The sequence below is a fragment of the Salinicola sp. CR57 genome, assembly GCF_003206585.1.
Classification (GTDB): domain Bacteria; phylum Pseudomonadota; class Gammaproteobacteria; order Pseudomonadales; family Halomonadaceae; genus Salinicola; species Salinicola lusitanus.
Map to the genome: position 1 here is coordinate 303,016 of NZ_PZJL01000005.1, position 20,814 is coordinate 323,829.

Sequence of the window (20,814 nt, forward strand, 5' to 3'; positions counted from 1 at the left end):
ACATCGGGGCCTTCTTCGTTGCGGGGCCGGGCGTGATCGACGCCGAGACTCAACCCAGGTCGTTGACCAGCAGCGCCTCGACCGCCTCGAGACGCGTCTTCAGCGTCTCGTCGTCCGCGGCCAGCACCGTCACATGACCGATCTTGCGGCCCGGCCGGGGCGCCTTGCCGTAGTCGTGCCAGCGGGTGCCGGGCACGGCGAGCACGGCGTCGCGGTCGGGGAAGGCGCCGATCACGTTGAGCATCGCGCACGGTGCCAGGCGGGCGGTCTCGCCCAGCGGCAGGCCGGCGACGGCGCGGACGTGGTTCTCGAACTGGCTGGTCACCGCGCCCTCGATACTCCAGTGGCCGGAGTTGTGGACCCGGGGCGCGATCTCGTTGGCGAGCAGCCCGGCGGCGGTGACGAAGAACTCGAACGCCATCACCCCGACATAGTCGAGTTCGTTCATGACCCGGCTGGCGTAATCCTCGGCCTGGGCCTGCAGCGGATGCGCGATCTGCGGCACCGAGCAGTGCAGGATGCCCTGGCGATGCTCGTTGCGCACCACCGGCCAGTGGCGGATCTCGCCGTCGCGGCCGCGCACGGCAATCACCGAGATCTCGTGGTCGAAGTCGATGAAACCCTCGAGGATCAACGGCACGCCGCCGAGTTCATCGAAAGTGCCGGCGACCTCTTCCGGCGCGCGCAGCACCTTCTGGCCCTTGCCGTCGTAGCCCAGGGTTCGGGTCTTGATCACCACCGGCAGGCCGATCTCGTTCACCGCAGTGTCGAGGTCGGTCTGGCTGTCGATCCGGGCGATGGGCGGCACGTCGATATCCAGCGAACGGAACAGCGATTTCTCGAGCCAGCGGTCCCGTGCCGTGGCCAGCGCCGAGGCGGGCGGATAGGCGGGACGGCGCTCGGCCAGCCGTTCGACCGCCTCGGCCGGCACGTTCTCGAATTCGAAGGTGATGGCGTCACAGCTGGCGGTCAGCGTGTTCAACGCCTCCGGGTCCTGCCAGTCGGCCTGCAGGTGCTGGCCGTGGACGGCGGCACACGGCTCGCTGCCGGGGTCGAGGAAGGTGAAGCGAAGATCCATTGGCGCGCCCGCCTGGGCGAGCATGCGGCCGAGCTGACCGCCGCCGACGATACCGATTCTCATGAGGGCTCCTGATCTGCGGGTCGAGGATCGGGGTTGTCGAGCACCTGCTGCGTCTGTTCGGCACGGAAGGCCTCCAGCGCCTCGCGGATGAGCTCGTCGTGGTTGGCCAGCATGGCGGCGGCGAGCAGGGCGGCGTTGATCGCCCCGGCGCGGCCGATCGCCAGCGTCGCGGTGGGAATGCCGGCCGGCATCTGGACGATGGAGAGCAGCGAGTCGACCCCGGAGAGCGTGCTCGACTTCACCGGTACGCCCAGCACCGGCAGGCGCGTCTTGGCGGCGCACATGCCCGGCAGATGGGCCGCGCCGCCGGCGCCGGCGATGATCACTTCCAGGCCCCGGTCGGCAGCGGTCTCGGCGTATTCGAACAGCAGGTCCGGCGTGCGGTGGGCGGAGACCACCTTGGTTTCATGCTCGATACCCAGCTTTTCGAGGGTCTCGACGGTATGGCAGAGAGTCGACCAGTCCGACTTCGAACCCATGATCACGCCGACGCGTACGCTCATGCTTCCTCCCGTGGGAAATGATTCGCCGGCCCCCGTTGTGGCTACCACCGTGTGGAATCGTCGGGCCGTCGCTTGGAAAGCAGCGAATTGTACGGGAATACGGAAAATCGATCAGCCGTAAAATCGTTCCTGCGGGGAAACCATCATCTTTCAGGCAGCGTTTAGCGGAATGCTTTCTCCAGCGCGAAGCGTGCCACCGGTTCGTCGCTGACGCTGACCTGTTCGCAGAACATGGCGAGCGGGCGCACCCACAGCCCGTAGTCGCCGTAGAGCGCGCGGTAGACCACCAGCCACTCCTCGGTCTCGCTGTGCTGGGCGACATCGAGTACCTCGTAGAGCTGGCCCTTGTAGTGACGGTAGATGCCCGGGACCGGCTTGTGATGTTCACTCATGGGGGACCTCCTGGGTATCGATTGACGGTTCTGCCGATGTGCGGGTCGTCTCCGTCGACGCTGGCGCCTTCGCCGGGGCGGCAGAGCGTGCAGTCCTGGCGGCGAGCCGGGTCAGCACGCGCCCGGCCGCCACGAAGCCGAAGGTGCCGGTGACCACGCTGACCGCGCCGAAGCCGGCGGCGCAGTCGAGCCGTGTCGACTCGCCCGGCGCAGGCTTCTGCAGGCAGACCTCGCCATCCTCGCCGGGATAGACGAGCTGCTCGTCCGAATAGACGCACTCGACGCCGAAGCGACGCTTGGGATTGCGCGAGAAGCCGAAATCCCGGCGCAGCTTCGAGCGCACCTTGGCCAGCAGCGGGTCGTGTTCGGTACGGGTGAGATCGGCGACCCGCACGCGGGTTGGATCGCTCTGGCCGCCGGCGCCGCCGGTCACGGTGATCGGCAGCTTGCGGCGGTTGCAGTAGTGGATCAGCGCCGCCTTGGCGCCGACGTGATCGATGGCGTCGATCACGTGGTCGGCGTCGGCCGGAATCCTGTCGGCGAGGTTGGTCGGGGTGATGAAGGCTTCGTCGGCGACCACCTCGATGCCCGGCCAGATCGCGCGGCAGCGCTCGGCCAGTACCGCCACCTTGGGTTTGCCGATCTGGCCGTCCAGGGCGTGGAGCTGGCGATTGACGTTGGAGACGCAGACATCGTCCAGGTCGATCAGGGTGAGCTTGCCGATACCGGAGCGCGCCAGCGCCTCGGCACTCCAGCTGCCGACACCGCCCACGCCGATCACCACCACGTGGGCGCGACGAAAGGCGCTGGCCGCACGGGTGCCGTAGAGGCGCCGAATACCGCCGAAGCGGAAATCGTAGTCGTCACGCAGGCCGTCGTCGCCGGATTCGGGGGCGTCCTGAAGAGTCTTGGCGTCGTCGCTCATGGGATCTCGATCATGAAAGGGCATCGCTCGGTTCGGCTGGCGTCATGCTTTCGCCGGACGTCTGCCACCGGGCGTCGTTTCGTGTCAGGTGCGCCTGCCAGCCGAACCGGATAAGCAGGGCGGAGAAGTGGTCGTCGGGAGCCGCTTCCAGCGTCAGTCGGCGACCCTCGAACGGGTGTGTCAGCGTCAATTGTACGCTGGACAACAGCAGATGCGGACAATCCAGGTGATCGCGGAAGTAGCGGTTGTGGATGCCCTTGCCGTGCTTGGCGTCGTTGATGATCGGATGACCGCAGCGGGCCAGATGGCGACGGATCTGGTGGCGACGCCCCGTTTCCGGCCACGCTTCCATCAGCGAATAGCGCGAGTGCGGATAGCGGTCGATCGCCACCGGAAGTTCTGCCGTCGCCAGGCGCCGGAAATGGGTCAGCGCCGCCTGCGCCGGCATCTCCGCCTTGGGTCGGATGCCATCCTCCTCACGCAGCGGGGCGTCGACGCTGATCGCTTCCGGCCCCCAGCCGCGAACCACGGCCAGATAGCGCTTGGTCACCTGCTGCTCGATGAAGGAGCGCGTCAGCGCCGCGGCTGCCTCGCTGTCCAGCGCGAACAGCAGTACGCCACTGGTGGGTCGGTCCAGCCGGTGGACCGGATAGACGTGCTGGCCGAGCTGGTCGCGCAGCGTCTGCATCACGAACCGGGTCTCGCCGCGGGCCAGCGCCGTGCGATGCACCAGCATCCCCGGCGGTTTGGCCACGGCGATCAGCCGCGCATCGCGGTAGATCACCGCCAGCGGCGCCGCGCGCGCGGTCGTGGCAAGTGTCGCGGTCATGAAACGGGCTCGCAAAGCGGAACGGGTCGCTATTGTCGGGGCTGGGACGGGGTATCTCAAGGGGCTCGTCACCGCTGCCCAGGAGCGAGGGCCGCGTGGCTTTTGCCGGCGGCGGATGTCCGCGGCGCCAGCCCATGCTAGCCTCGCTGAAGGTCCAGCCCGAAGGGAGGCGTATGGCGTCATGAGTGATCACACCAAACCCCATCTGGTGGTACTGACCGGTGCCGGCATCAGCGCCGAGAGCGGCCTCAGGACCTTCCGCGACGGCGACGGCCTGTGGGAAAACCATCGTGTCGAGGATGTGGCAACGCCCGAAGCCTGGGCGCGTGACCCGGAAACCGTGCTGCGCTTCTACGACGGGCGCCGCGAGCAGGCCCGCCGGGCGCGCCCCAACGCCGCCCACCTGGCGCTGGCCGAGCTCGAGGCGGCGGGGTTTCGGGTCAGCGTGGTCACCCAGAATATCGACGACCTGCACGAGCGCGCCGGTTCCCGCCATGTGCTGCACCTGCACGGCGAGATTCGGCTGGCGCGCTCGTCCGTCGATGCCAATCTGCGCTATCCGGTGGAGGAGATCTCGCCTCGAGGCACCATCGCGATCGGCGATCTGTGCGACAAGGGCAGCCAGTTGCGCCCGGATGTGGTCTGGTTCGGCGAGGCGGTGCCGCGCTACGCGGAAGCCTGCGATATCGTCGCCGAGGCCGATGCGCTGCTGGTGGTCGGCACCTCGCTGGCGGTGATGCCGGCGGCGCTGCTGCTGGAACAGGCCCCGCTGGAGGCGCGGTGCTGGCTGGTCGATCCCCACGCCCGCGACCTGGCGCCGCCCGGCGTCAGCCCCGTCCCGGAACCGGCCAGCCAGGGCGTGCCGGCACTGGCGGCACGGTGGCGAGAGCAGGGCGGTTTCGGCGACTGAATCCCGTCGACTTGCCGGCCGGGGCGGGAAACCCCGGCATCTGCCGCCTTTTGCCTATTTAGTCACGGCTCGCGGTACGGCAGAATAGCGCGCCCGGTCGATATCGAAACCGTGGCTTCTTTTCGTATCGATCCCGACAGAGCCGCTCGAGCGGCCCCGGCTTGCCCCATCGGTGAGTCACACCATCGCTAGGACACATCATCATGTTTGAACGCATCAACCGGTTGTTCCCGGTCTGGGCCGTCTTGCTGGCCGTCATCGCCGCTTTCGAGCCACAGCTATTCGTCGGGTTGAAAGCGGATATCAAGACGCTGCTCGTGGTGATCATGTTCGCCATGGGCCTGACCCTGACCCGCGAGGACTTCGCCCGCGTGATCAAGGCGCCCAAGCCGATCGCCGTCGGCGTGGTGCTGCAGTTCCTGATCATGCCGGTGGCCGCGCTGCTGGTGTCTCGCGTGCTGGGCCTGAGCCCGGAGCTGACCACCGGGATGATCCTGGTCGGCGCCACCGCCGGGGGCACCTCCTCCAACGTGATGACCTGGCTCGCCGGCGGCCACGTGGCGCTGTCGGTCTCGATGACCATGGTTTCCACCGTGATCTCGGTCGTCGCCACGCCGTTCATCACCTGGCTGCTGGTCGGCCAGACCATCGACGTGCCGGTTCTGGGCATGCTGATGAGCATCGCGCAACTGGTGATCGCGCCGATTGCGCTGGGGGTCGTCGTCCACCATCTGCTGGGGGCACGGATCCGCAAGATCGAATCGGCCCTGGCGACGCTGGCCATGGCCGCCATCGTGCTGATCATCGCCATCGTGGTCGCACTCAACGCCGGCAACCTGGCAACGCTGGGGCCGATCGTGGCGATCGCCGTCATCGCCCACAACAGCATCGGCCTCGCCGGTGGCTACTGGCTGAGCCGCGCGCTGGGCTTCGATATCCGTACCGCGCGCACCATCGCCTTCGAGGTGGGACTGCAGAATTCCGGGCTGGCGGTCACCCTCGCCAACCAGTTCTTCACCGCCGGCGCGGCGCTGCCGGGAGCGCTGTTCTCGGTCTGGCACAACGTTTCCGGCTCGGTGCTGGCGGGATACTGGAAGCAGCGCGGCATCCCCACCCACGGTGAGTCGGGCAAAACGAGCGAGAGCCTCGGCCGCTGAGAGGGTGTTTACAAATCCGCCGAGCGCAGGGATTTTGTAGACACCCTTTGAGGGATTGATACAGATCTTTTCTCGATTGCGGGTCCGAGACAGCGGGGCGAAGTGCTAGAATGCGCGCCCCGCTTTTTTGTGCAGAGACCGCTGAGCCATGCGTAACGATGCCGACCTGGCGACCGATAATCGGTCGCCGAGCGAGACTGATGCGCCGAACGCCGCCCCCCGCCGTGAACCGGCGGCCGGAGAAGCGTTCCCGCCGCGTCGCGAGTTCAAGGCCCGCGGCAGCTTCGTCGAGCGCTGCGAGGGCTGTCGTCTGCCTGCGCTCAATTGCCTCTGCCCCTACCGGGTGACGGCGACCAGCGACGCCCAGGTATGGCTGCTGACTCATCCGTACGAGCACAACAAGCCCACCAATACCGGCCGACTGATCGCCGACGTATTGCCGCAGACCGAGACCTTCACCTGGTATCGCACCGCCCCGGAGGCGCGCCTGCTCGAGTTGCTGGCGGATCGGCGCTACGTGCCGTTCGTGGTCTTCCCCGACGACCAGCCCGACTATCAGCATCGCGTGGTCGACGAGCGGGCAGTGATCGGCGCCAAGCAGGACGGCTTCATCCCCGTGTTCATCTTGATCGACGGAACCTGGCGTCAGGCGCGGCGCATCTTCCGCAAGAGCCCGTATCTGGAAAACCTGCCGGTATTGCCGCTCCATACGGATCGCCTGACCCGCTATCGGCTTCGCAAGCCGGCCTCGGCCGCGCATCTCTGCACCGCAGAAGTCGCTGCCGAGCTGCTGCGCAAGACCGGCGACGTCAACGCCGCCAATGTGCTCGACGACTACTTCGACGCCTTCAACGAAAGCTACGCCGCGAGCCGTTTCTACCACAAGATCGAAAAGCCCAACGCCGCAATGCAGCGGCTGCTCGACCGACGAGCCTTCGGCGTCAGCTACGTCTGACCCCGCCAGCTGCTCGCCAGCGCGCCTCGCGCCCGGGATATCGACCCACGCGAGGCCAGCGGCGAACCCCATGCGTCACGCATCCTCTCTGGCGGCGCCGTCTGCAAACGTTCGTCATATTTGATGTAATGTTATGATATAACGTATTGTTCAATGGCGTTTCGATCTTCGTCTGTTCACAAGAGAGAGTCACTTCATGAAACTGTTGTCAGCGCACAGCGCGGGTGTAGTGGTCGTCGGTGTATTGGCGATGGGGAGCTACTCGGCCGCCATGGCGGCGGATCACGACCACGATCATGGCCATGACCACGACCATGCTCATGACCACGGCCAGGACAAGGACATTGACGCCGGCTACTTCGACGACGACCAGGTCGAGGATCGCCAGCTCTCCGACTGGGAAGGGGACTGGCAGTCCGTCTATCCCTACCTGGAGGACGGCACGCTCGACCCGGTGTTCGCCCACAAGGCAGAGCATGGCGACAAGACGGCGGCCGAATACAAGACCTACTACGAGAAGGGCTACCAGACCGACGTAAATCGGATCGTCATCGACGGCGACGATGTCACTTTCTACGAAGGGGACGAAGCGCATACTGGCGAATACGTCTACGACGGCTATGAGATCCTGACCTATGAAGCCGGCAATCGAGGCGTGCGCTACATCTTCGAGCGAGAAGCCGGCGACGAGGAAGCGCCGAAATACTTCCAGTTCAGCGACCACACCATCGCGCCCAACGATGCGGACCACTACCACCTCTACATGGGTGACGACCGAGAAGCACTGCTCGAGGAGGTCACCAACTGGCCGACCTACTACCCCTCCGAGCTGAGCGGCAAGGAGATCGCCGAAGAGATGATGGCGCACTAAGCGCTGTCCGAAGACTGGCTGCGCTCAACCCCCATTGCGTTAAAAATCGGTTCAAAGTACTCATTTACACTGTGTAAATTCCGACTTTTCGCCGATTTTTGCCTTATCTGTTCTTCGCTCGCCGACTTTTCAGACAAAGCCTAATCGCCGATTCGGGCCTCCGTCGCACTCGCATCGGAGGCCCGAGCAATGTTATCTTCTGCGCCGTGCGCCCGAATAGCTCAATTGGATAGAGTACCGGCCTTCGAAGCCGTGGGTTGCAGGTTCGAGTCCTGCTTCGGGCGCCAGTTCCTCATCTTCCTCGTCGACGACTTCTCTCGCGAGCTGCCGACATGCAGCGATATTCGAGACGCTCTCTTTCCCGCCGTTCCTCGTCATTTCCGGTTCATGCGGTAACCTCGTGGTATCGCGTGTGCTCTACCGCCTGTTCGCACTCGAGTGCGATACCAGGACGCCCCTGGCCGCCCGCCGGATCGAGAAACCCGGCCTGTACCCCGAAGCTGAAACCTTGGGCGAGGCAGGCGTGGCCGGTGCAAGCCACCAAGCGCATACAGGTGACTTACGGCTCCGGCATGCCGGGGGTGGTCAGGCTGAACTGACGGGCCTCGTCGAGCAGCCAATCGATGAACTCGCGAATACCTTCCGGTGGCTTGCCGTTGTCGGGAGTGACCAGCTCATACCGGAACGGAGACGGCAGCATCCATCGATCGCCGAACGGGCAGGTCAGGATGCCGCTGACCAGGCGATCCGCGACCACTGGCAGGCTGGCGAGGATCAGGCCGCGACCGGCGATGACCTGATCCAGAGCGAGGCCATACAGCGAGTAGTGACGCAAGGTTGGAAGCGGCTGCCCAGCCAGGCCCGCCGCGGCAAACCAGTCTCTCCAGTTCGGAAAGCCGCCACTCCCCGACGTCGACCAGCAGACATCGAACAGGGTGTGTGCCAGCAGGTCGTGTGGCTGTTCGATGGGCCGGTGGTCAAGCAATGTCGGCGAGCAGACCGGGACCAGTACATCCCCGAACAGTGGCAGCGTACTGACGCCGGGCCAGGGAGGCCGGCCGTAGCGCAGCGCCAGACGGGCGTCCGTATCGTGCCAGCTGGGTTCGCTGAGCGCCTGGCTGGCGTCGATCGAAATCTCCAGTTGGCGGTGACGGAGTTCGAAATCGGCCAACCGTGGCAGCAGCCACAGCTGGGTGAAAGAGGGCGGTGCGCTGAGCAGCAGGCGAGTGATGTCAGGCGTGATATTGGCGATCGCTTCCATGCCGGCCGCGATACGGGCCAGACCGGCATCGACATCCTCGGCGAGGCGTCTTCCGGCGGCCGTGGTTCTGACACCGTTGGCATGGCGCTCGAACAGCGTCACCGCCAGACGCTCCTCGAGCTGCTTGATCTGACGGCTGACCGCCCCAGGCGTGACTCCAAGTCGGTCTGCCGCCACCTTGAAGCTGCCCTCGCGAGAGGCTGCTGCAAAGGCACGCAGGCCATTGAGAGGCAGGCGTTCGATCTTCATGAGTTGAGTTTTCCTGAGTCTGGCCCTGCAAGATAATCGCTTGGCGGCCCAGGCGGCAAATGGTCCACTTCCCGACCTGATTCATCGGCTTTCCAGACACGGTGCAGATATTGCCGATGCCTGTGTGAGCCGTACCGAGGGAGAGGCCCCATGTCTTGTTTTTCCGCATCATCCACAGCCGCAACGGCGTTACCGACGCGTCGTGCCATCGATGTGCCGGCCGGTGCGGCCATGGTGCTGTTCTGTGTGGCGCTGGGCCTGCAGCAGGTGGCGATCAAATCGGCAGCGGCGGACATTGCGCCGCTGACTCAGATCGCGCTGCGTTCGATGCTGGCGGCCATTCTCATATGGGGGCTGGCGGCCCTGCGAGGCATCCAGTGGCGTGATTTCGTGGCGGGCCTCGGGCCGGGGATACTGGTTGGTCTGGGCTTTACCTTCGAGTTCGTGTTCGTGGCGTTGGGGCTCCACTACACCACCGCATCTCACATGTCGGTCTTCCTGTATACCGCGCCGGTATTCGCGGGCCTTGGACTGCATTTCCTGGTACCTGGAGAACAGCTGGCCAAGCGCCAGTGGTGGGGCATGGCGCTGGCCTTTGCGGGCCTGGTGCTCGCCATGGCGCCCAGCGGCGAGGGCGCGAATGCGGGTGCCATGTTGGTGGGGGATATCTTCGGACTGCTGGCGGGCATGAGTTGGGCGGCCACGACGTTGGTGCTGCGGCGTACCTCGCTGTCGGAGGCGCCGCCGCTGCAGACCCAAGGTTATCAACTGCTGACCGCGGGCGTGCTGTTATTGCCGGTGGCGCTGTTCAGCGGCGATCTCGCGGCGATACGATTCAGCTGGATCGCCGTTACCAGCCTGGCCTTCCAGACGCTGGTGATCTCCTGCGCGGCACTGTTGCTGTGGTTCGCGCTACTGCGCCGGTACTGGGCATCGCAGCTGGGGGTGTTCTCGTTTCTGTCGCCCATCTTCGGGGTGATGTTTGGCGCGCTACTGCTTGATGAACCGTTGACCGTCAGTTTTCTGGTCGGCGGGGCCATGCTGTTGGCCGGGATCGTCACTGTCTCACGCGGCTGACGCTTGATGCCGTTGTCGGCCTGGTCGTGGCGAGCGAATGGGAAGCGGTCTCGCCTCTCACTCCAACAGTTTCTCGACCATCAAAATGATGGTGTGGATCACCTTGATATGGATCTCTTGAATCCGGTCGGCGTAGCCAAAGTGGGGCACACGAATCTCCACGTCCGCCAGACCCGCCAATCTGCCGCCATCCTTTCCGGTCAGTAGAATGACGAGCATCTTCTTCGCTCGGGCCGCTTCGACGGCTCTGATGATGGTGGCGGAGTTGCCGGAGGTCGAAAGCCCGAAGAGTACATCGCCTTCCATGCCGACCGCTTCGACATAGCGCGAGAAGACGTGCTCATAGCCGAAGTCGTTGGCGACGCAGGAGAGATGGCTCGGGTCGGAAATGGCGATGGCCGGCAAGCCCCGGCGATTCTCCCGAAAGCGCCCGGTGAGTTCTTCGGCGAAATGCATGGCGTCGCAGTGTGAACCGCCATTGCCGCAGGCGAGCACTTTTCCACCGGCTTTGAAGCGTGCCGCCAACAGCTCCGCCGCTTGCGTGACGGCCTCCAGTTGGGTTTCATCCTGACTGAAGCGAGCCAGCACATCTGCCGCTTCGCAAAATTGCTCTTTGGCGATGTCTTTCAGTTCCAATAGCGCACCCTCTGGTCGACCGTGCTCGCCAGCCTACACGCGGCCGGTGGCGCTGGGGAAATTTGGGCGCGGCAGACATGAACGACTTTTCCCAACCACCTCTTCCTCGCGCCGGAGCCAAGCTCGCGAGAGGAGTCACGACAAACGTTGGTCTTCACGATGATGAATGTGGAAATCTTCCAGCCCGGTGCGGAACACAGGGCGGCGTTCCTGGCCGCCGTTCAGCGCAGTGAATCCCTCCTGGGCAGATGGGTTTCGCCACCGGATACACCGGAGAAGTACGCCGATTACCTGCGTCGATACTCGGCGGATAGTCGCTATAGCTACCTGGCCAGGACGAGAGACGGCACTTTGGTCGGCTGTATCAACCTGAACGAGATCGTTCGTGGCGCACTCCAGTCGGCGTATCTCGGCTACCATGCGTTCAGCCCGAACCAGGGCAAAGGGCTGATGAAGGAAGCGTTGAGCGCCGTGGTTTCCCGCGCCTTCGGCGAGCACGAGCTGCATCGACTGGAGGCCAATATTCAGCCAGGCAACGAGCGCTCGGCTGGCTTGATCAAATCCCTGGGTTTTCGGTTGGAGGGGTATTCGCCGCGGTACCTGAAAATCGATGGGGAGTGGAGGGATCATGAGCGCTATGCGATCACGTCGGAAGAGTGGGCCGTCAAGGCAATTGCCGCCGATCGGTCCAGAGACACCTGAATTGGGATGCGGCCTGACCGCGCTCTGTGTGTCGCCAAATCCTGGCGTCGGGTGACCGTTCACGACCTGACGTTATCGGCCAAGGCCCAGTCGGGCGATGAATGGGAACTCAACTCTGAATGAAAGCCCAGGAGACCGCCCCGATCATCAGCAGTGCGAAGGCAAGACGGAGCAATCGGGAGAAGAGAGGGCGCTGCACGAGCGGTCGGATTGCGCCACCGACGCACATCCAGAAGATATTGGTGAAAACGGCAACTGCCAGGCAAACCCCCATGGTGGCGACGTAAGCCATGGCCGCCGGCGACAGCGTCAGCAGAAACTGGGAGTAGATCACCAGTAACACCGCGTAGGACTTCGGGTTTAGCACGTTGAGGAGAATGCCATCGCGCATCGTCAGGCGGGTGCCTTCGGCTGCGTTCGTGTCGAGTGGCGTGGACGCAATGCGGTAGGCGAGGTAGAGCACGTAGAGCCCGCCCACGATTTGCAGCGTCAGCTTTGCACTGGGCCAGGCCGCCAGTAGCGCTGCCAGGCCCAGGGCCGCCGCCACCATCGAAATCGCCAGCCCGGTCAGAATGCCCGCATAGAGCGAGAGCGTCTTGCGGACGCCAAAGGTGGCGGATGTCGCCACGATCGTCATTGGCCCCGGCCCCGGGGAGCCGAACAAGAGCAGTGCCGTGATAGCGAGTGTGGCGACTTGCGACATGAGCCTCTTCATCTCCGAATACGCTCTTCTCAGAGCAATAGCGACCGTGAAATGCTGGTCCCGATACGGAACCGATCAGTACCGTTTGCATGAAACGGTACTGATCATTACCATCCAGTGTCAAGATCGTAGAGAGGAACAGCCATGCCGATACAGGCTCGAGAGCGACTGATAGCGACGGCGGAAGCGCTGTTCTATCAACGAGGCATCAATACGGTCGGCATCAGCGAGTTGATAGAAACCTCCGGCGTGGGGCGTGCGTCGTTCTATCGTCACTTCGACAGCAAGGATGCGCTGGTTCATGCCGTGCTACGCCACCGCAATGAGATCGCCCTGGCATCACTCGAGGCAGGTCTCGCCGCCAATGACAGCTCGCCCCTCGGTGTGTTCGATGTCATCGCCGAGCGCTACGGACAAGCCGATTTCCGAGGTTGTGCCTTCACCAACGCCATGGTGGAAGCTGCCGACCGTGGCAGCGAGACCCATCGCATCGCCAGAGAGCACAAGCTGGCGCAGATACGGATCATGGCTCGAGTGCTCGAGCAAGCCGGCCACTCACCGAGTCACGAACTCGCCTGCGACTTTCAACTGCTTATCGATGGTGCCGTCATGGGCGTGCTACGAGAGGGCAATCTCGAGCCTGTCGAGCGAGCCAAGCAGATAGCGGCCAGACTGCTGCGACCTCTTAGGACATGACCTCGTCCGTCACGGAGAAACCCGGCGTAGTGCCCTAACCCCGGAAACCCTCTCTCTCCCGGTGAGCGAACGGGGGGCGTTGCGACTACCCTGAATCCGTGCAAATCACGGACAAGGATGGGGCGTGATGTTTGAAGGGTTTCAGTTGGAGAGGGTAGCGCTGTCAGAAGCGACCTTGAGAGTGCGGTATGGCGGATCCGGGCCGCCGATCCTGTTGTTGCATGGCCATCCGCGGACGCACACGACCTGGCACCGCGTAGCGCCGCTACTGACCGCTCACCACACCGTCGTCTGCCCCGACCTGAGAGGTTTCGGAGAGTCTTCCAAGCCCGCCGACACACCCGACCACTCCGGATCGTCCAAACGCGCCAAGGCGCAGGACTGCATCGAGTTGATGCGGCACCTAGGCTTCGACCGCTTCTCCATCGTCGGCCACGACCGAGGCAGTTACACGGCCTTCCGCACGGCGATGGATCACCCCGAGGCTATCGAAAAAGCCGTCATTCTCGATGGCGTGCCGATTCTCGAGGCGCTGGAACGGTGCGATGCACGGTTCGCCACCGAGTGGTGGCACTGGTTCTTTTTCGCGCAGTTTGAAAAGCCAGAACGAGCCGTCCTGGCCGATCCGGATGCTTGGTACGGCGGCGATCCCGAAGCGATGGGGAAAGCATCATTCGCCGACTTCCATAGAGCCATTCACGATCCGGCCACCGTCCACGGCATGATCGAGGATTACCGCGCCGGGCTGAGCGTGGATCACCTGCACGACCGCGAAGACCGCGAGCAGGGCAGACGGATCCAGTGCCCGGCCATGGTGCTGTGGTCATTACGTGACGACCTGGAGCGACTCTATGGCGATGTGCTGGAGGTGTGGCGTCCCTGGACGACATCGCTAGTGGGGCATGGGCTCGACTGCGGCCATCATATGGCTGAGGAAGCACCGGAGGCGCTGGCCAGCGCGCTCCTCGACTTCTTCCGTGGCAACGCCGACTCCGCCTCATTGACAACATGACGAGCGGGCCTTGCAGCAGGTCTCATTCGCCGGCTCGCTCGATGGGCGCGCGGCGTCAGTTGCCATGACCGGCTTCGCCCCTCGCCACGCCCCCCATGCCTCGCCGGAGACCTGCCAGGCCGAATGCAGGAACAGTGCCGCAATGGCCAGGCCGACGATCACGTCCGGCCAGAGCGAGCCGGTCACGCCGACGGCGATGGCGGCCAGCACCACGCTGATATTCGCGATGAGATCGTTGCGCGAACAGAGCCAGGTCGAACGCATATTGAGATCCGCCGAGCGGTAGCGCAGCAGCATGATGAAACAGATGGTGTTGGCCGCCAGCGCCAGCAAACCCATGATGCCCATCGCCCCGGCTTCGGGGACGCTGCCTACCATGCTCTTGTGGACCGCCTCGGCAATGACCGCCAGACCGAAAACGAACATGAACAGGCTCTTGACCAGCGCCGCACCGGCTCGTGTTCGGTCACTTCGGTGCAGGGCGTATAGCGTCAGCACGTAGACGGTGGCATCGCCGAACATATCGAGCGAGTCAGCCAGCAGTGCCGTCGACCCAATCAGCCAGCCCGCCACGAACTCGATCACGAACATCGAGCCGTTGATACCGAGTACCCAATACAGCACCTTGGCCTGCGCGCCCCGCAATTGCGCCAGCTCGCCAGCCTTGTTCTCGCAGCAAGAGTCCATGCCAGTGCCTCCTCGAATGATTGGCTGCTAGCATGAAGGTTCTAGCGGCTATAGGGTCAAGCATTATGGAGGCGCAGATCACCATCGGTCAGCTTGCCAAGGCGACCGACACCAAGGCGGTGACCATCCGCTACTACGAGAGCGCGGGGCTTGTCGCGCCGGTGACCAGAACCGAGGGCGGTTATCGCCTCTACACGGATCGAGAGCGAGAACGCCTGATCTTCATCAAGCGCGCCCGTCACCTGGGGTTGAGCCTGGAAGACGTTAAATCGTTGCTCGGGCTCGCCGATGACGAGAATGCACCGTGCGGGCGGGTCGATTCGATCATCCACGAGCAACTGGAGCGGGTCAGGTCCAGGCTGAAGGATCTACAGCAACTGGAGCAGGAACTCGACCGGCTCGAGCGATGCTGCCAGGCGGACACCGTGGCCGACTGCAAGATCATCGAGTCGCTGTCACAGTAACAGCGGCGAGTGGGTGGCCACGCCCCTGTGGCCACCGTCCTGCCCCTACCTCGCCGCAACCTGCCGGCGCGCTGTCGACTCCCCGCCCCGCCTGCGCGCTAAATGGGTCGGTTTTGATGCAGCGTTGCAGAGGCCGCGAAGCCGCGCCGTTGCTGGGGCGGCGGGACGATTCTAGTACTGATAAATGATGCGGAATGATGCATTTTGCAACGGCCTCGACGAAAGGCGTGGGACGTTGGATAGAGAAGTGAAACGAAATGTGGCAAATTGAAGCGAAATGTTCTTCCTGACTATGCTTGATGGAGCCAAGTTGTTCTCAGTTCTCTAGAGAATGAGGCATTACTTATCAGCAGCGTAGTGCACAGTTAGGTTAAAGAGCTCATTGAAGTTTTTAGGCGGTGAAAGTACGCCTTCTTCAGTGATAAAAGCAACTAAGTCAAGTGCAGGTGTCCAAGTGAGCGATGGCGATCACCAAATAGAAGATTCACAGTACGATTTGAGCCCTGCTTTTTGGAATAAGGGACAGGCACTCGGTTTTCCTGTTGACTTTGATCTTGTGCTCAAGCACTTAAGGCAGGACATGAGAGATGACTGGTATTTTGACTGTTTGCAATACGATGATCTTTTTAAACATCCAAGCGAAACTAAGCGTGTAGTTCTTTCACTCTTGGAAGAGTGGAACGGAATATATTGTGGGACTCGCAGCGTTGTTCGCAACATTCCTAAAAAAGGATATGGAGAGCGCTACGGGCTAGAGACAGATTTTTTTGACCGGTTTGTATATCAGGCAATTTGCACGTTTCTTATTCCTTATTATGATGGCTTGCTTAGCAATAGGGTTCTTAGTTATAGGTATGAACCATTTTCTAAAAACCCTAAGTATCTTTTCAAGAATAAAATTGACCGGTGGTTCACATTCGAAGGCGTGACACTGACATTCTCTCGCTCTGGAAAATATCTAGTCGTTACGGATCTGAGTAATTTTTTTGAGAATATTTCTCGTGAACAGATTGTCGCTTCTCTACAAAATGTGATTCCTGAGATTGATGCCTCCGGGCCCGAGAAACTTCATATCCGCAACGCGATCAATACCTTAGATAGATTGCTTGTGCAATGGACGTTCAGTGGTGATCATGGGTTACCGCAAAATCGCGATGCATCTTCGTTTCTTTCTAACATTTTACTTCGTGCCGTCGACTGCGAAATGACTGAGAAAGGGTATGATTATTTTAGATATGTTGATGATATTCGCGTGTTAGCTGATACTGATCTTCAAGCCAATCGTGCAATCCAGGATCTTATTCGCGCGATGCGAAAAGTAGGTTTAAATATAAATGCTAGCAAAACTGAGATTTTACCACCAGACGCTACACCAGATAGGATTTTTGTGCACTTTCCTTCTCAGGATAGTTCAACCATTGCTATCAACCAAATGTGGCAGTCTCGAAGTCGTAGAATAGTGACTCGTTCAGTGGAGTATATATTTAATATTTTGAACGAGTGTATAGCTAATGGGGATACGCAAACTAGGCAGTTTAGATTTGCCGTGAATCGAGTTTCTCAGATTGTTGAGTTGGGCCTTTTTGATATCGGCGATACGCTGTCGGTAGCATTGCTCGATACACTTTCTCAATCTCTGTTTGAACATGCGGTGTCTACAGACCAATATTGCCGTTTAATATCAACTCTTGATCGAGATGGCAGGTGCTTGCCTGCTTTAGAAGAATTTTTGTTATCAGAAGAGCGGTCGATTCATGATTGGCAAAACTATAATATATGGATGTTGCTCGGCATTAGGCAATACCGTTCTGACAAATTGGTTAGGTTGGCTGAGTCTAAATTGCAGGAAGACGTAGCCTCTGGGGAATCCGCAGCCATTTTGATCTGGCTTCGGTGTGTTAATGAACCAGATTTAGTAAAAAAGGGGATCGAAAAATTCGAAGAAATGCCATATCAAAATGCTCGATATTTCTTAATCGCTTCGTCAATACTTGATCAAAATGATTTGAAACCGCTCTATGATCGATTGCCAACCCTATTGAAACGCACTTCGCAAAAGGCTGAGCGTCATGTAAGTGATGAAGGGCTACCTTTTGCTAAACGTGAAACACCAGATCTGTTGAATCTTGTTGATGAGGTCAGCGAGTATGATTGAATCGCCCTGGAGAGTACTCCTTTTCACAAAGGATTATACTAGTCGAGGTTTGGACCGATTCTACTGGTATGTTGATCATCAGCTAGTCGAGACTGAGGCAGATGAGGTTACTAGGTATTCTGGTAGTATAGTATGCCATGATTTTTGGCTGATACGTGATTCTCTATTTGAGAAAAGCGGCAGGTTACCAAATCTGATTATTGATCTCGATGAGTTTAGAATCGCCACTAGCGGGATACCCGATGATCGTTTGGTGCGAGAAAAACAAGATATTACCGCCTGGTTAGAACAAAGTGGTGCGGAGCAGGAAATATGCTCTGCTTACAGAAAAATGTTTAACAAAGCATTAGAGTTTGATCCTGAGGTTGCAAAAAAAATAGCAATAGCATTTGAAGAAATGTTTGTACATTTGTTGGAAAATGCGAAAGCGTTGGGTGAAGCTGAGCGATTCTTTGATATCGAAGCCCCTGTTTATAGGCTGCTTCAAAATGCGATGGCTGGCGGTATCCGTATTGAGAATGACCGATTGTCAGAAATGCGTAAGGAAGCAGAATATAATTTTTTTAATCGTCTCAAGGAATACTCTGACAAGCATGATATGCCGCTAGAAACTCCTAGCAAAAAAGCTTTGGAGAAGAAGTTGATAGCGATGAATTATGAACTGGATGATGTGTCAGTTGACTATCTTCTTGAGTACGTTCCGCACGAGCTTGACTTTGGCAGTGATACCATCAAGCTTCAAGAATCAGACGACGCTAGGCGAGTACTTGGCTCCCTAACTTTGTCGACTAGAATTATTCGACCAGTACTTGATGTGTTTGGGTCTCGAACTTCTCGTATTCATTTGCGAAGCCCTAATCTTCAAAATATTCCTAAAAAGTATCGCGGTATCATCGGGGCACGTAATAATGGAAAAATTTGCTACGTTGACTTCGATCAGTATGAGGTCGGAATCATGGCGGCGCTGTCTCAGGACCAAGAGCTTATGAGACTCTATGCCGAAGGTGATATGTATGATCATTTCGCCATTCACCAACTCAATTTACCAGGTAATAGGAAGGCAGCTAAACAATTATTCCTGTCTTATGCTTATGGAATGAGCAAAAAAGCTCTTATTGATGCCGCGGTCTCATTTGGGGTTGACCGATCTCGCGCAAAAGCTGCTTTTGGAGTCTTCAAGCAGTACGAGAACTGGAAAAAGTCCATCTGGGATGATTTTCAAGCTCACGGACGTATTAGTACTTTGTTTGGAAACCACTTCGTGCGCAATCGGCTGGGCGCACTGTCAGTCAAAGAAAAACGATCTGCGGTAAGCCAAGTGGTCCAAGGAACGGCGTCGCTCATCTTCAAAAAGGCATTGCTTGCGGTTGGGGAGCTGGAAGACGTTACCATCATCCTGCCTATGCATGATGCACTGCTGTTCGAGCACACGGCAGGGGATACGCCGACTAAAGTTATTGCTGCTTTTGAACAATCCATGACCACGGTACTTGAGGGACGGGTGAAGGGCAAAGCTTCAGTAGGAGCTTTCTTCGCCGATTAGATAGCACTGGGTTTTATGGCTACCGTTCAGTGTGGTACCTGTTTGGGAGGGAGGTGAATTGGACACTATGTAGGTTAGTGGCATACATAAAGGCATATCTTGCGCCTTTTCATGAGTAAATCTTTTGTATTTTCATGAACTTATGTCCATTTAATAGTCCTGCTTCGGCCCCATCCGACTGCCCACCAGCCGCTCAAACTTAGTCCACTGCTATTCGACATTATCCAATATTGGTAGATAAATTCAGAATGAAATGGACAGTTTCGTTAGGTGCTAGGCGTTTGGGAAGTGGGTAGCCAGACTTTAAAGTTCAATTTTCGAGGTGCATTTTATTTCTTCCATCGGAATCTCGGTTTTGACGCTCTGAACGATATTCAGGTTAGTAAGATGCTGCATCTGAAACTCTCGGTAGGCGGTCAAGTCTTCGACGGCCACTCTTAGTAGAAAGTCACAGTCACCCGCCATCAGGTGGCACTCCAGAACCTGTGGCATCTCCTTCACCAGTTCGATGAACTGGTTGACCGTTTCTTTGTCTTGGCCGGTCAGCCACACACGCGTGAAGACACTCACACCGATGCCGACTTTCGCGCTATTCAGCAGTGCGGCGTAACCCCGAATGACACCGGCTTCCTCCAGTAGGCGCACTCTGCGCAAACAGGTTGAGGGGGAGAGCCCGATACGCTTGGCGAGCTCCAGGTTTTGCACGCGGCCGTCTCGCTGCAGTGCATTGAGGATCCGCCTGTCCGTCTTGTCGAGTAGGTATGGTTTTGAATTCAATTTATCCCTCTCTATTTGAAATCCTATGCCAGGATATACGGTTTTATAGCGCATAAAAAATCAAATTTCGTGCTCGGGTCGATAGGATGGATATGCATTCACTATCGACGAGAACGCTTATGCAATCGGGATCTGCAGTAGAGACACGCCGTTGGGGAGAGCTAAAGCGGGGGGGCAAGCATGCGCTTCCCGTCATTATCGGCCTGGTTCCATTGGCGCTGGTACTGGGCGCGCAAGCGAGTCAGAAGGGGATGAGCATCGCCGAGGTGTCGTTGATGACCGCGCTCAACTACGCCGGCGGATCCGAGTTCGCGGCGGTCGAGCTGTGGTCCTCGTCACCGGATATCGCTCTGATCGTGGCAATGACATTCTTGGTCAATAGTCGTCACATCGTGATGGGGGCCACGCTGGCTCCTCTGCTGAAACATCTGCCTTATCGCAAGACGGTGCCTGCTCTTTTCTTCATGTGTGATGAGAGCTGGGCGATGGGGCTTACCGATGCAAGAAGTTCGTCGCGACCCCTATCTTTCAGCTTCCACTATTATCTGGGGGTTGCGCTGCTACTCTGGGTCAACTGGGTGGCTTTTACCTCCGTTGGTGCGCTGATCGACCCAGCCTTGAGCGATATCCGGGCCTGGGGTTTCGACATGGTGTTTCCTGCCGTATTCCTCGTATTGATGAGAGGCATGTGGAGAGGGCGTAGCTCCGCATTGCCTTGGGTGACCAGTCTATTGGTCGCTTTAGTGGCGTGGTTATGGCTACCCCAGGGATGGTACGTCCCGGCTGGGGCGACTGGCGGATTATTGGTGGCATATCTGTCGGGGGGCGAACGCTGATGGTCTCGGTCGATGCGGCGTTGACGATAGCTCTCATGGGGCTAGCCACTTATTCCACTCGCCTGATCGGCTTCCTGGCGGTCAGTCGTCTGGTGTTGAATGCCAGAGCGACTCGCGTCATGGAAGTTGCTCCCGGCTGCGTGCTCATCACGGTAATAGCACCTCGATTCGTCATCGGGGACATGGGTGAGTTGCTGGCACTGGCGATTACCGTGCTGGTAGCCATCCGCTTTTCGCTGCTTTCCACGGTCATGATCAGTGTGATCTCGACGGGTTTGTTGCGACACCTGCTGGGCTAGGCATGCACATGTTCTGGGAGTTCGACGGTCTGGT

The 20,814-nt window shown here is 59.6% G+C and carries 23 protein-coding genes and 1 tRNA gene; 14 read left to right on the forward strand and 10 right to left on the reverse strand.

Going from position 1 to position 20,814, the window contains the following annotated elements; genetic code table 11:
- Positions 1 to 49 precede the first annotated feature (49 nt).
- The 5 genes from DOM56_RS08015 to DOM56_RS08035 all read right to left on the reverse strand — a co-directional run bounded on the left by DOM56_RS08015 (position 50) and on the right by DOM56_RS08035 (position 3,790).
- Positions 50 to 1,141: a 5-(carboxyamino)imidazole ribonucleotide synthase gene (locus DOM56_RS08015; RefSeq protein ID WP_110708285.1), complete on the reverse strand. Its 1,092-nt coding sequence runs from the start codon at positions 1,139 to 1,141 to the stop codon at positions 50 to 52.
- Positions 1,138 to 1,644, reverse strand: a complete 507-nt coding sequence (purE, locus tag DOM56_RS08020) for a 5-(carboxyamino)imidazole ribonucleotide mutase (RefSeq protein WP_110708286.1) — start codon at positions 1,642 to 1,644, stop codon at positions 1,138 to 1,140. Before purE ends, DOM56_RS08015 begins: the two co-directional genes overlap by 4 nt.
- 161 nt (positions 1,645 to 1,805) lie before the next feature.
- A complete protein-coding gene (locus DOM56_RS08025) occupies positions 1,806 to 2,036 on the reverse strand; it encodes a DUF1653 domain-containing protein (RefSeq protein ID WP_110708287.1) in 231 nt (76 codons plus the stop codon).
- Positions 2,029 to 2,961, reverse strand: a complete 933-nt coding sequence (gene tcdA, locus DOM56_RS08030; protein ID WP_110708288.1) for a tRNA cyclic N6-threonylcarbamoyladenosine(37) synthase TcdA — start codon at positions 2,959 to 2,961, stop codon at positions 2,029 to 2,031. The genes DOM56_RS08025 and tcdA overlap by 8 nt, the downstream gene beginning before the upstream one ends.
- A gap of 10 nt (positions 2,962 to 2,971) precedes the next feature.
- Positions 2,972 to 3,790, reverse strand: coding sequence for a pseudouridine synthase (locus DOM56_RS08035; RefSeq protein WP_110708289.1), 819 nt, complete (start codon positions 3,788 to 3,790; stop codon positions 2,972 to 2,974).
- 181 nt (positions 3,791 to 3,971) lie between these two features.
- Here DOM56_RS08035 and DOM56_RS08040 point away from each other — a divergent pair, with 181 nt between their 5' ends.
- The 5 genes from DOM56_RS08040 to DOM56_RS08060 all read left to right on the forward strand — a co-directional run bounded on the left by DOM56_RS08040 (position 3,972) and on the right by DOM56_RS08060 (position 7,970).
- Positions 3,972 to 4,700 (forward strand): Sir2 family NAD-dependent protein deacetylase, encoded by a 729-nt coding sequence (locus tag DOM56_RS08040; protein WP_110708290.1) that lies wholly within the window; start codon positions 3,972 to 3,974, stop codon positions 4,698 to 4,700.
- Positions 4,701 to 4,897: 197 nt separating this feature from the next.
- Positions 4,898 to 5,857 (forward strand): bile acid:sodium symporter family protein, encoded by a 960-nt coding sequence (locus DOM56_RS08045; RefSeq protein WP_280951288.1) that lies wholly within the window; start codon positions 4,898 to 4,900, stop codon positions 5,855 to 5,857.
- Between the two features lie 148 nt (positions 5,858 to 6,005).
- Positions 6,006 to 6,812, forward strand: coding sequence for a DTW domain-containing protein (locus DOM56_RS08050; RefSeq protein ID WP_110708292.1), 807 nt, complete (start codon positions 6,006 to 6,008; stop codon positions 6,810 to 6,812).
- Between the two features lie 196 nt (positions 6,813 to 7,008).
- Positions 7,009 to 7,683: a metal-binding protein ZinT gene (locus DOM56_RS08055; protein WP_110708293.1), complete on the forward strand. Its 675-nt coding sequence runs from the start codon at positions 7,009 to 7,011 to the stop codon at positions 7,681 to 7,683.
- Positions 7,684 to 7,893: 210 nt separating this feature from the next.
- A tRNA-Arg gene (locus tag DOM56_RS08060) sits at positions 7,894 to 7,970 on the forward strand.
- Positions 7,971 to 8,242: 272 nt separating this feature from the next.
- Here the strand turns inward: DOM56_RS08060 and DOM56_RS08065 are convergent.
- Positions 8,243 to 9,193 carry a LysR substrate-binding domain-containing protein gene (locus tag DOM56_RS08065; RefSeq protein WP_110708294.1) on the reverse strand — a complete coding sequence of 317 codons (951 nt, stop codon included), beginning with the start codon at positions 9,191 to 9,193 and terminating at the stop codon, positions 8,243 to 8,245.
- Positions 9,194 to 9,343: 150 nt separating this feature from the next.
- Here DOM56_RS08065 and DOM56_RS08070 point away from each other — a divergent pair, with 150 nt between their 5' ends.
- A complete protein-coding gene (locus DOM56_RS08070; protein ID WP_110708295.1) occupies positions 9,344 to 10,270 on the forward strand; it encodes a DMT family transporter in 927 nt (308 codons plus the stop codon).
- A gap of 57 nt (positions 10,271 to 10,327) precedes the next feature.
- Here DOM56_RS08070 and lpcA read toward each other — a convergent pair whose 3' ends face one another.
- Complete coding sequence (gene lpcA, locus DOM56_RS08075; protein WP_110598524.1) at positions 10,328 to 10,906, reverse strand: D-sedoheptulose 7-phosphate isomerase; 579 nt, start codon at positions 10,904 to 10,906, stop codon at positions 10,328 to 10,330.
- A 147-nt stretch (positions 10,907 to 11,053) separates the two neighbouring features.
- On the opposite strand from lpcA, the gene DOM56_RS08080 reads away from it, so the two are divergent.
- The gene (locus DOM56_RS08080; protein ID WP_232822227.1) at positions 11,054 to 11,608 is read left to right on the forward strand and encodes a GNAT family protein; all 555 of its coding nucleotides are present in this window, start codon (positions 11,054 to 11,056) and stop codon (positions 11,606 to 11,608) included.
- A 109-nt stretch (positions 11,609 to 11,717) separates the two neighbouring features.
- Here DOM56_RS08080 and DOM56_RS08085 read toward each other — a convergent pair whose 3' ends face one another.
- Entirely contained in the window at positions 11,718 to 12,311 is a 594-nt protein-coding gene (locus DOM56_RS08085; RefSeq protein ID WP_157958185.1) for a LysE family transporter, read from the reverse strand.
- Positions 12,312 to 12,455: 144 nt separating this feature from the next.
- Here DOM56_RS08085 and DOM56_RS08090 point away from each other — a divergent pair, with 144 nt between their 5' ends.
- Both DOM56_RS08090 and DOM56_RS08095 read left to right on the forward strand, forming a co-directional pair.
- A complete protein-coding gene (locus tag DOM56_RS08090; protein ID WP_110708297.1) occupies positions 12,456 to 13,007 on the forward strand; it encodes a TetR/AcrR family transcriptional regulator in 552 nt (183 codons plus the stop codon).
- A 127-nt stretch (positions 13,008 to 13,134) separates the two neighbouring features.
- The gene (locus tag DOM56_RS08095; protein ID WP_110708298.1) at positions 13,135 to 14,019 is read left to right on the forward strand and encodes an alpha/beta hydrolase; all 885 of its coding nucleotides are present in this window, start codon (positions 13,135 to 13,137) and stop codon (positions 14,017 to 14,019) included.
- Here the strand turns inward: DOM56_RS08095 and DOM56_RS08100 are convergent.
- Positions 14,005 to 14,706, reverse strand: coding sequence for a cation diffusion facilitator family transporter (locus tag DOM56_RS08100; RefSeq protein WP_110708299.1), 702 nt, complete (start codon positions 14,704 to 14,706; stop codon positions 14,005 to 14,007). The two genes, DOM56_RS08095 and DOM56_RS08100, sit on opposite strands and share 15 nt — an antisense overlap.
- A gap of 65 nt (positions 14,707 to 14,771) precedes the next feature.
- Between DOM56_RS08100 and DOM56_RS08105 the strand changes: the two genes are divergently transcribed.
- The 3 genes from DOM56_RS08105 (at position 14,772) to DOM56_RS08115 (ending at position 18,868) form a co-directional block, all read left to right on the forward strand.
- On the forward strand, positions 14,772 to 15,170 hold the full coding sequence (locus DOM56_RS08105; protein WP_232822228.1) for a helix-turn-helix domain-containing protein: 399 nt from the start codon (positions 14,772 to 14,774) through the stop codon (positions 15,168 to 15,170).
- 382 nt (positions 15,171 to 15,552) lie between these two features.
- Positions 15,553 to 17,325: an RNA-directed DNA polymerase gene (locus DOM56_RS08110; protein ID WP_198655724.1), complete on the forward strand. Its 1,773-nt coding sequence runs from the start codon at positions 15,553 to 15,555 to the stop codon at positions 17,323 to 17,325.
- A complete protein-coding gene (locus DOM56_RS08115) occupies positions 17,318 to 18,868 on the forward strand; it encodes a DNA polymerase (protein WP_110708302.1) in 1,551 nt (516 codons plus the stop codon). Before DOM56_RS08110 ends, DOM56_RS08115 begins: the two co-directional genes overlap by 8 nt.
- A gap of 303 nt (positions 18,869 to 19,171) precedes the next feature.
- On the opposite strand, the gene DOM56_RS08120 is transcribed toward DOM56_RS08115, so the two are convergent.
- Positions 19,172 to 19,699 (reverse strand): Lrp/AsnC family transcriptional regulator, encoded by a 528-nt coding sequence (locus DOM56_RS08120; RefSeq protein ID WP_110708303.1) that lies wholly within the window; start codon positions 19,697 to 19,699, stop codon positions 19,172 to 19,174.
- Positions 19,700 to 19,764: 65 nt separating this feature from the next.
- Between DOM56_RS08120 and DOM56_RS08125 the strand changes: the two genes are divergently transcribed.
- A complete protein-coding gene (locus tag DOM56_RS08125) occupies positions 19,765 to 20,481 on the forward strand; it encodes an AzlC family ABC transporter permease (protein ID WP_198655725.1) in 717 nt (238 codons plus the stop codon).
- Positions 20,481 to 20,780 carry an AzlD family protein gene (locus DOM56_RS08130; protein WP_110708305.1) on the forward strand — a complete coding sequence of 100 codons (300 nt, stop codon included), beginning with the start codon at positions 20,481 to 20,483 and terminating at the stop codon, positions 20,778 to 20,780. The genes DOM56_RS08125 and DOM56_RS08130 overlap by 1 nt, the downstream gene beginning before the upstream one ends.
- Positions 20,781 to 20,814 lie beyond the last annotated feature (34 nt).

Bases quoted from the DNA above. Each gene is read 5' to 3' on its own strand.
- tcdA (WP_110708288.1), bottom strand. From the start codon at position 2,961: ATGAGCGACGACGCCAAGACTCTTCAGGACGCCCCCGAATCCGGCGAC.
- DOM56_RS08095 (WP_110708298.1), top strand. From the start codon at position 13,135: ATGTTTGAAGGGTTTCAGTTGGAGAGGGTAGCGCTGTCAGAAGCGACC.
- DOM56_RS08065 (WP_110708294.1), bottom strand. From the start codon at position 9,193: ATGAAGATCGAACGCCTGCCTCTCAATGGCCTGCGTGCCTTTGCAGCA.
- DOM56_RS08085 (WP_157958185.1), bottom strand. From the start codon at position 12,311: ATGTCGCAAGTCGCCACACTCGCTATCACGGCACTGCTCTTGTTCGGC.
- DOM56_RS08070 (WP_110708295.1), top strand. From the start codon at position 9,344: ATGTCTTGTTTTTCCGCATCATCCACAGCCGCAACGGCGTTACCGACG.
- DOM56_RS08035 (WP_110708289.1), bottom strand. From the start codon at position 3,790: ATGACCGCGACACTTGCCACGACCGCGCGCGCGGCGCCGCTGGCGGTG.
- DOM56_RS08130 (WP_110708305.1), top strand. From the start codon at position 20,481: ATGGTCTCGGTCGATGCGGCGTTGACGATAGCTCTCATGGGGCTAGCC.
- DOM56_RS08115 (WP_110708302.1), top strand. From the start codon at position 17,318: ATGATTGAATCGCCCTGGAGAGTACTCCTTTTCACAAAGGATTATACT.
- DOM56_RS08025 (WP_110708287.1), bottom strand. From the start codon at position 2,036: ATGAGTGAACATCACAAGCCGGTCCCGGGCATCTACCGTCACTACAAG.
- purE (WP_110708286.1), bottom strand. From the start codon at position 1,644: ATGAGCGTACGCGTCGGCGTGATCATGGGTTCGAAGTCGGACTGGTCG.
- DOM56_RS08125 (WP_198655725.1), top strand. From the start codon at position 19,765: ATGCAATCGGGATCTGCAGTAGAGACACGCCGTTGGGGAGAGCTAAAG.
- DOM56_RS08105 (WP_232822228.1), top strand. From the start codon at position 14,772: ATGGAGGCGCAGATCACCATCGGTCAGCTTGCCAAGGCGACCGACACC.
- DOM56_RS08090 (WP_110708297.1), top strand. From the start codon at position 12,456: ATGCCGATACAGGCTCGAGAGCGACTGATAGCGACGGCGGAAGCGCTG.
- DOM56_RS08040 (WP_110708290.1), top strand. From the start codon at position 3,972: ATGAGTGATCACACCAAACCCCATCTGGTGGTACTGACCGGTGCCGGC.
- DOM56_RS08100 (WP_110708299.1), bottom strand. From the start codon at position 14,706: ATGGACTCTTGCTGCGAGAACAAGGCTGGCGAGCTGGCGCAATTGCGG.
- DOM56_RS08050 (WP_110708292.1), top strand. From the start codon at position 6,006: ATGCGTAACGATGCCGACCTGGCGACCGATAATCGGTCGCCGAGCGAG.
- DOM56_RS08120 (WP_110708303.1), bottom strand. From the start codon at position 19,699: ATGCGCTATAAAACCGTATATCCTGGCATAGGATTTCAAATAGAGAGG.
- DOM56_RS08015 (WP_110708285.1), bottom strand. From the start codon at position 1,141: ATGAGAATCGGTATCGTCGGCGGCGGTCAGCTCGGCCGCATGCTCGCC.
- DOM56_RS08055 (WP_110708293.1), top strand. From the start codon at position 7,009: ATGAAACTGTTGTCAGCGCACAGCGCGGGTGTAGTGGTCGTCGGTGTA.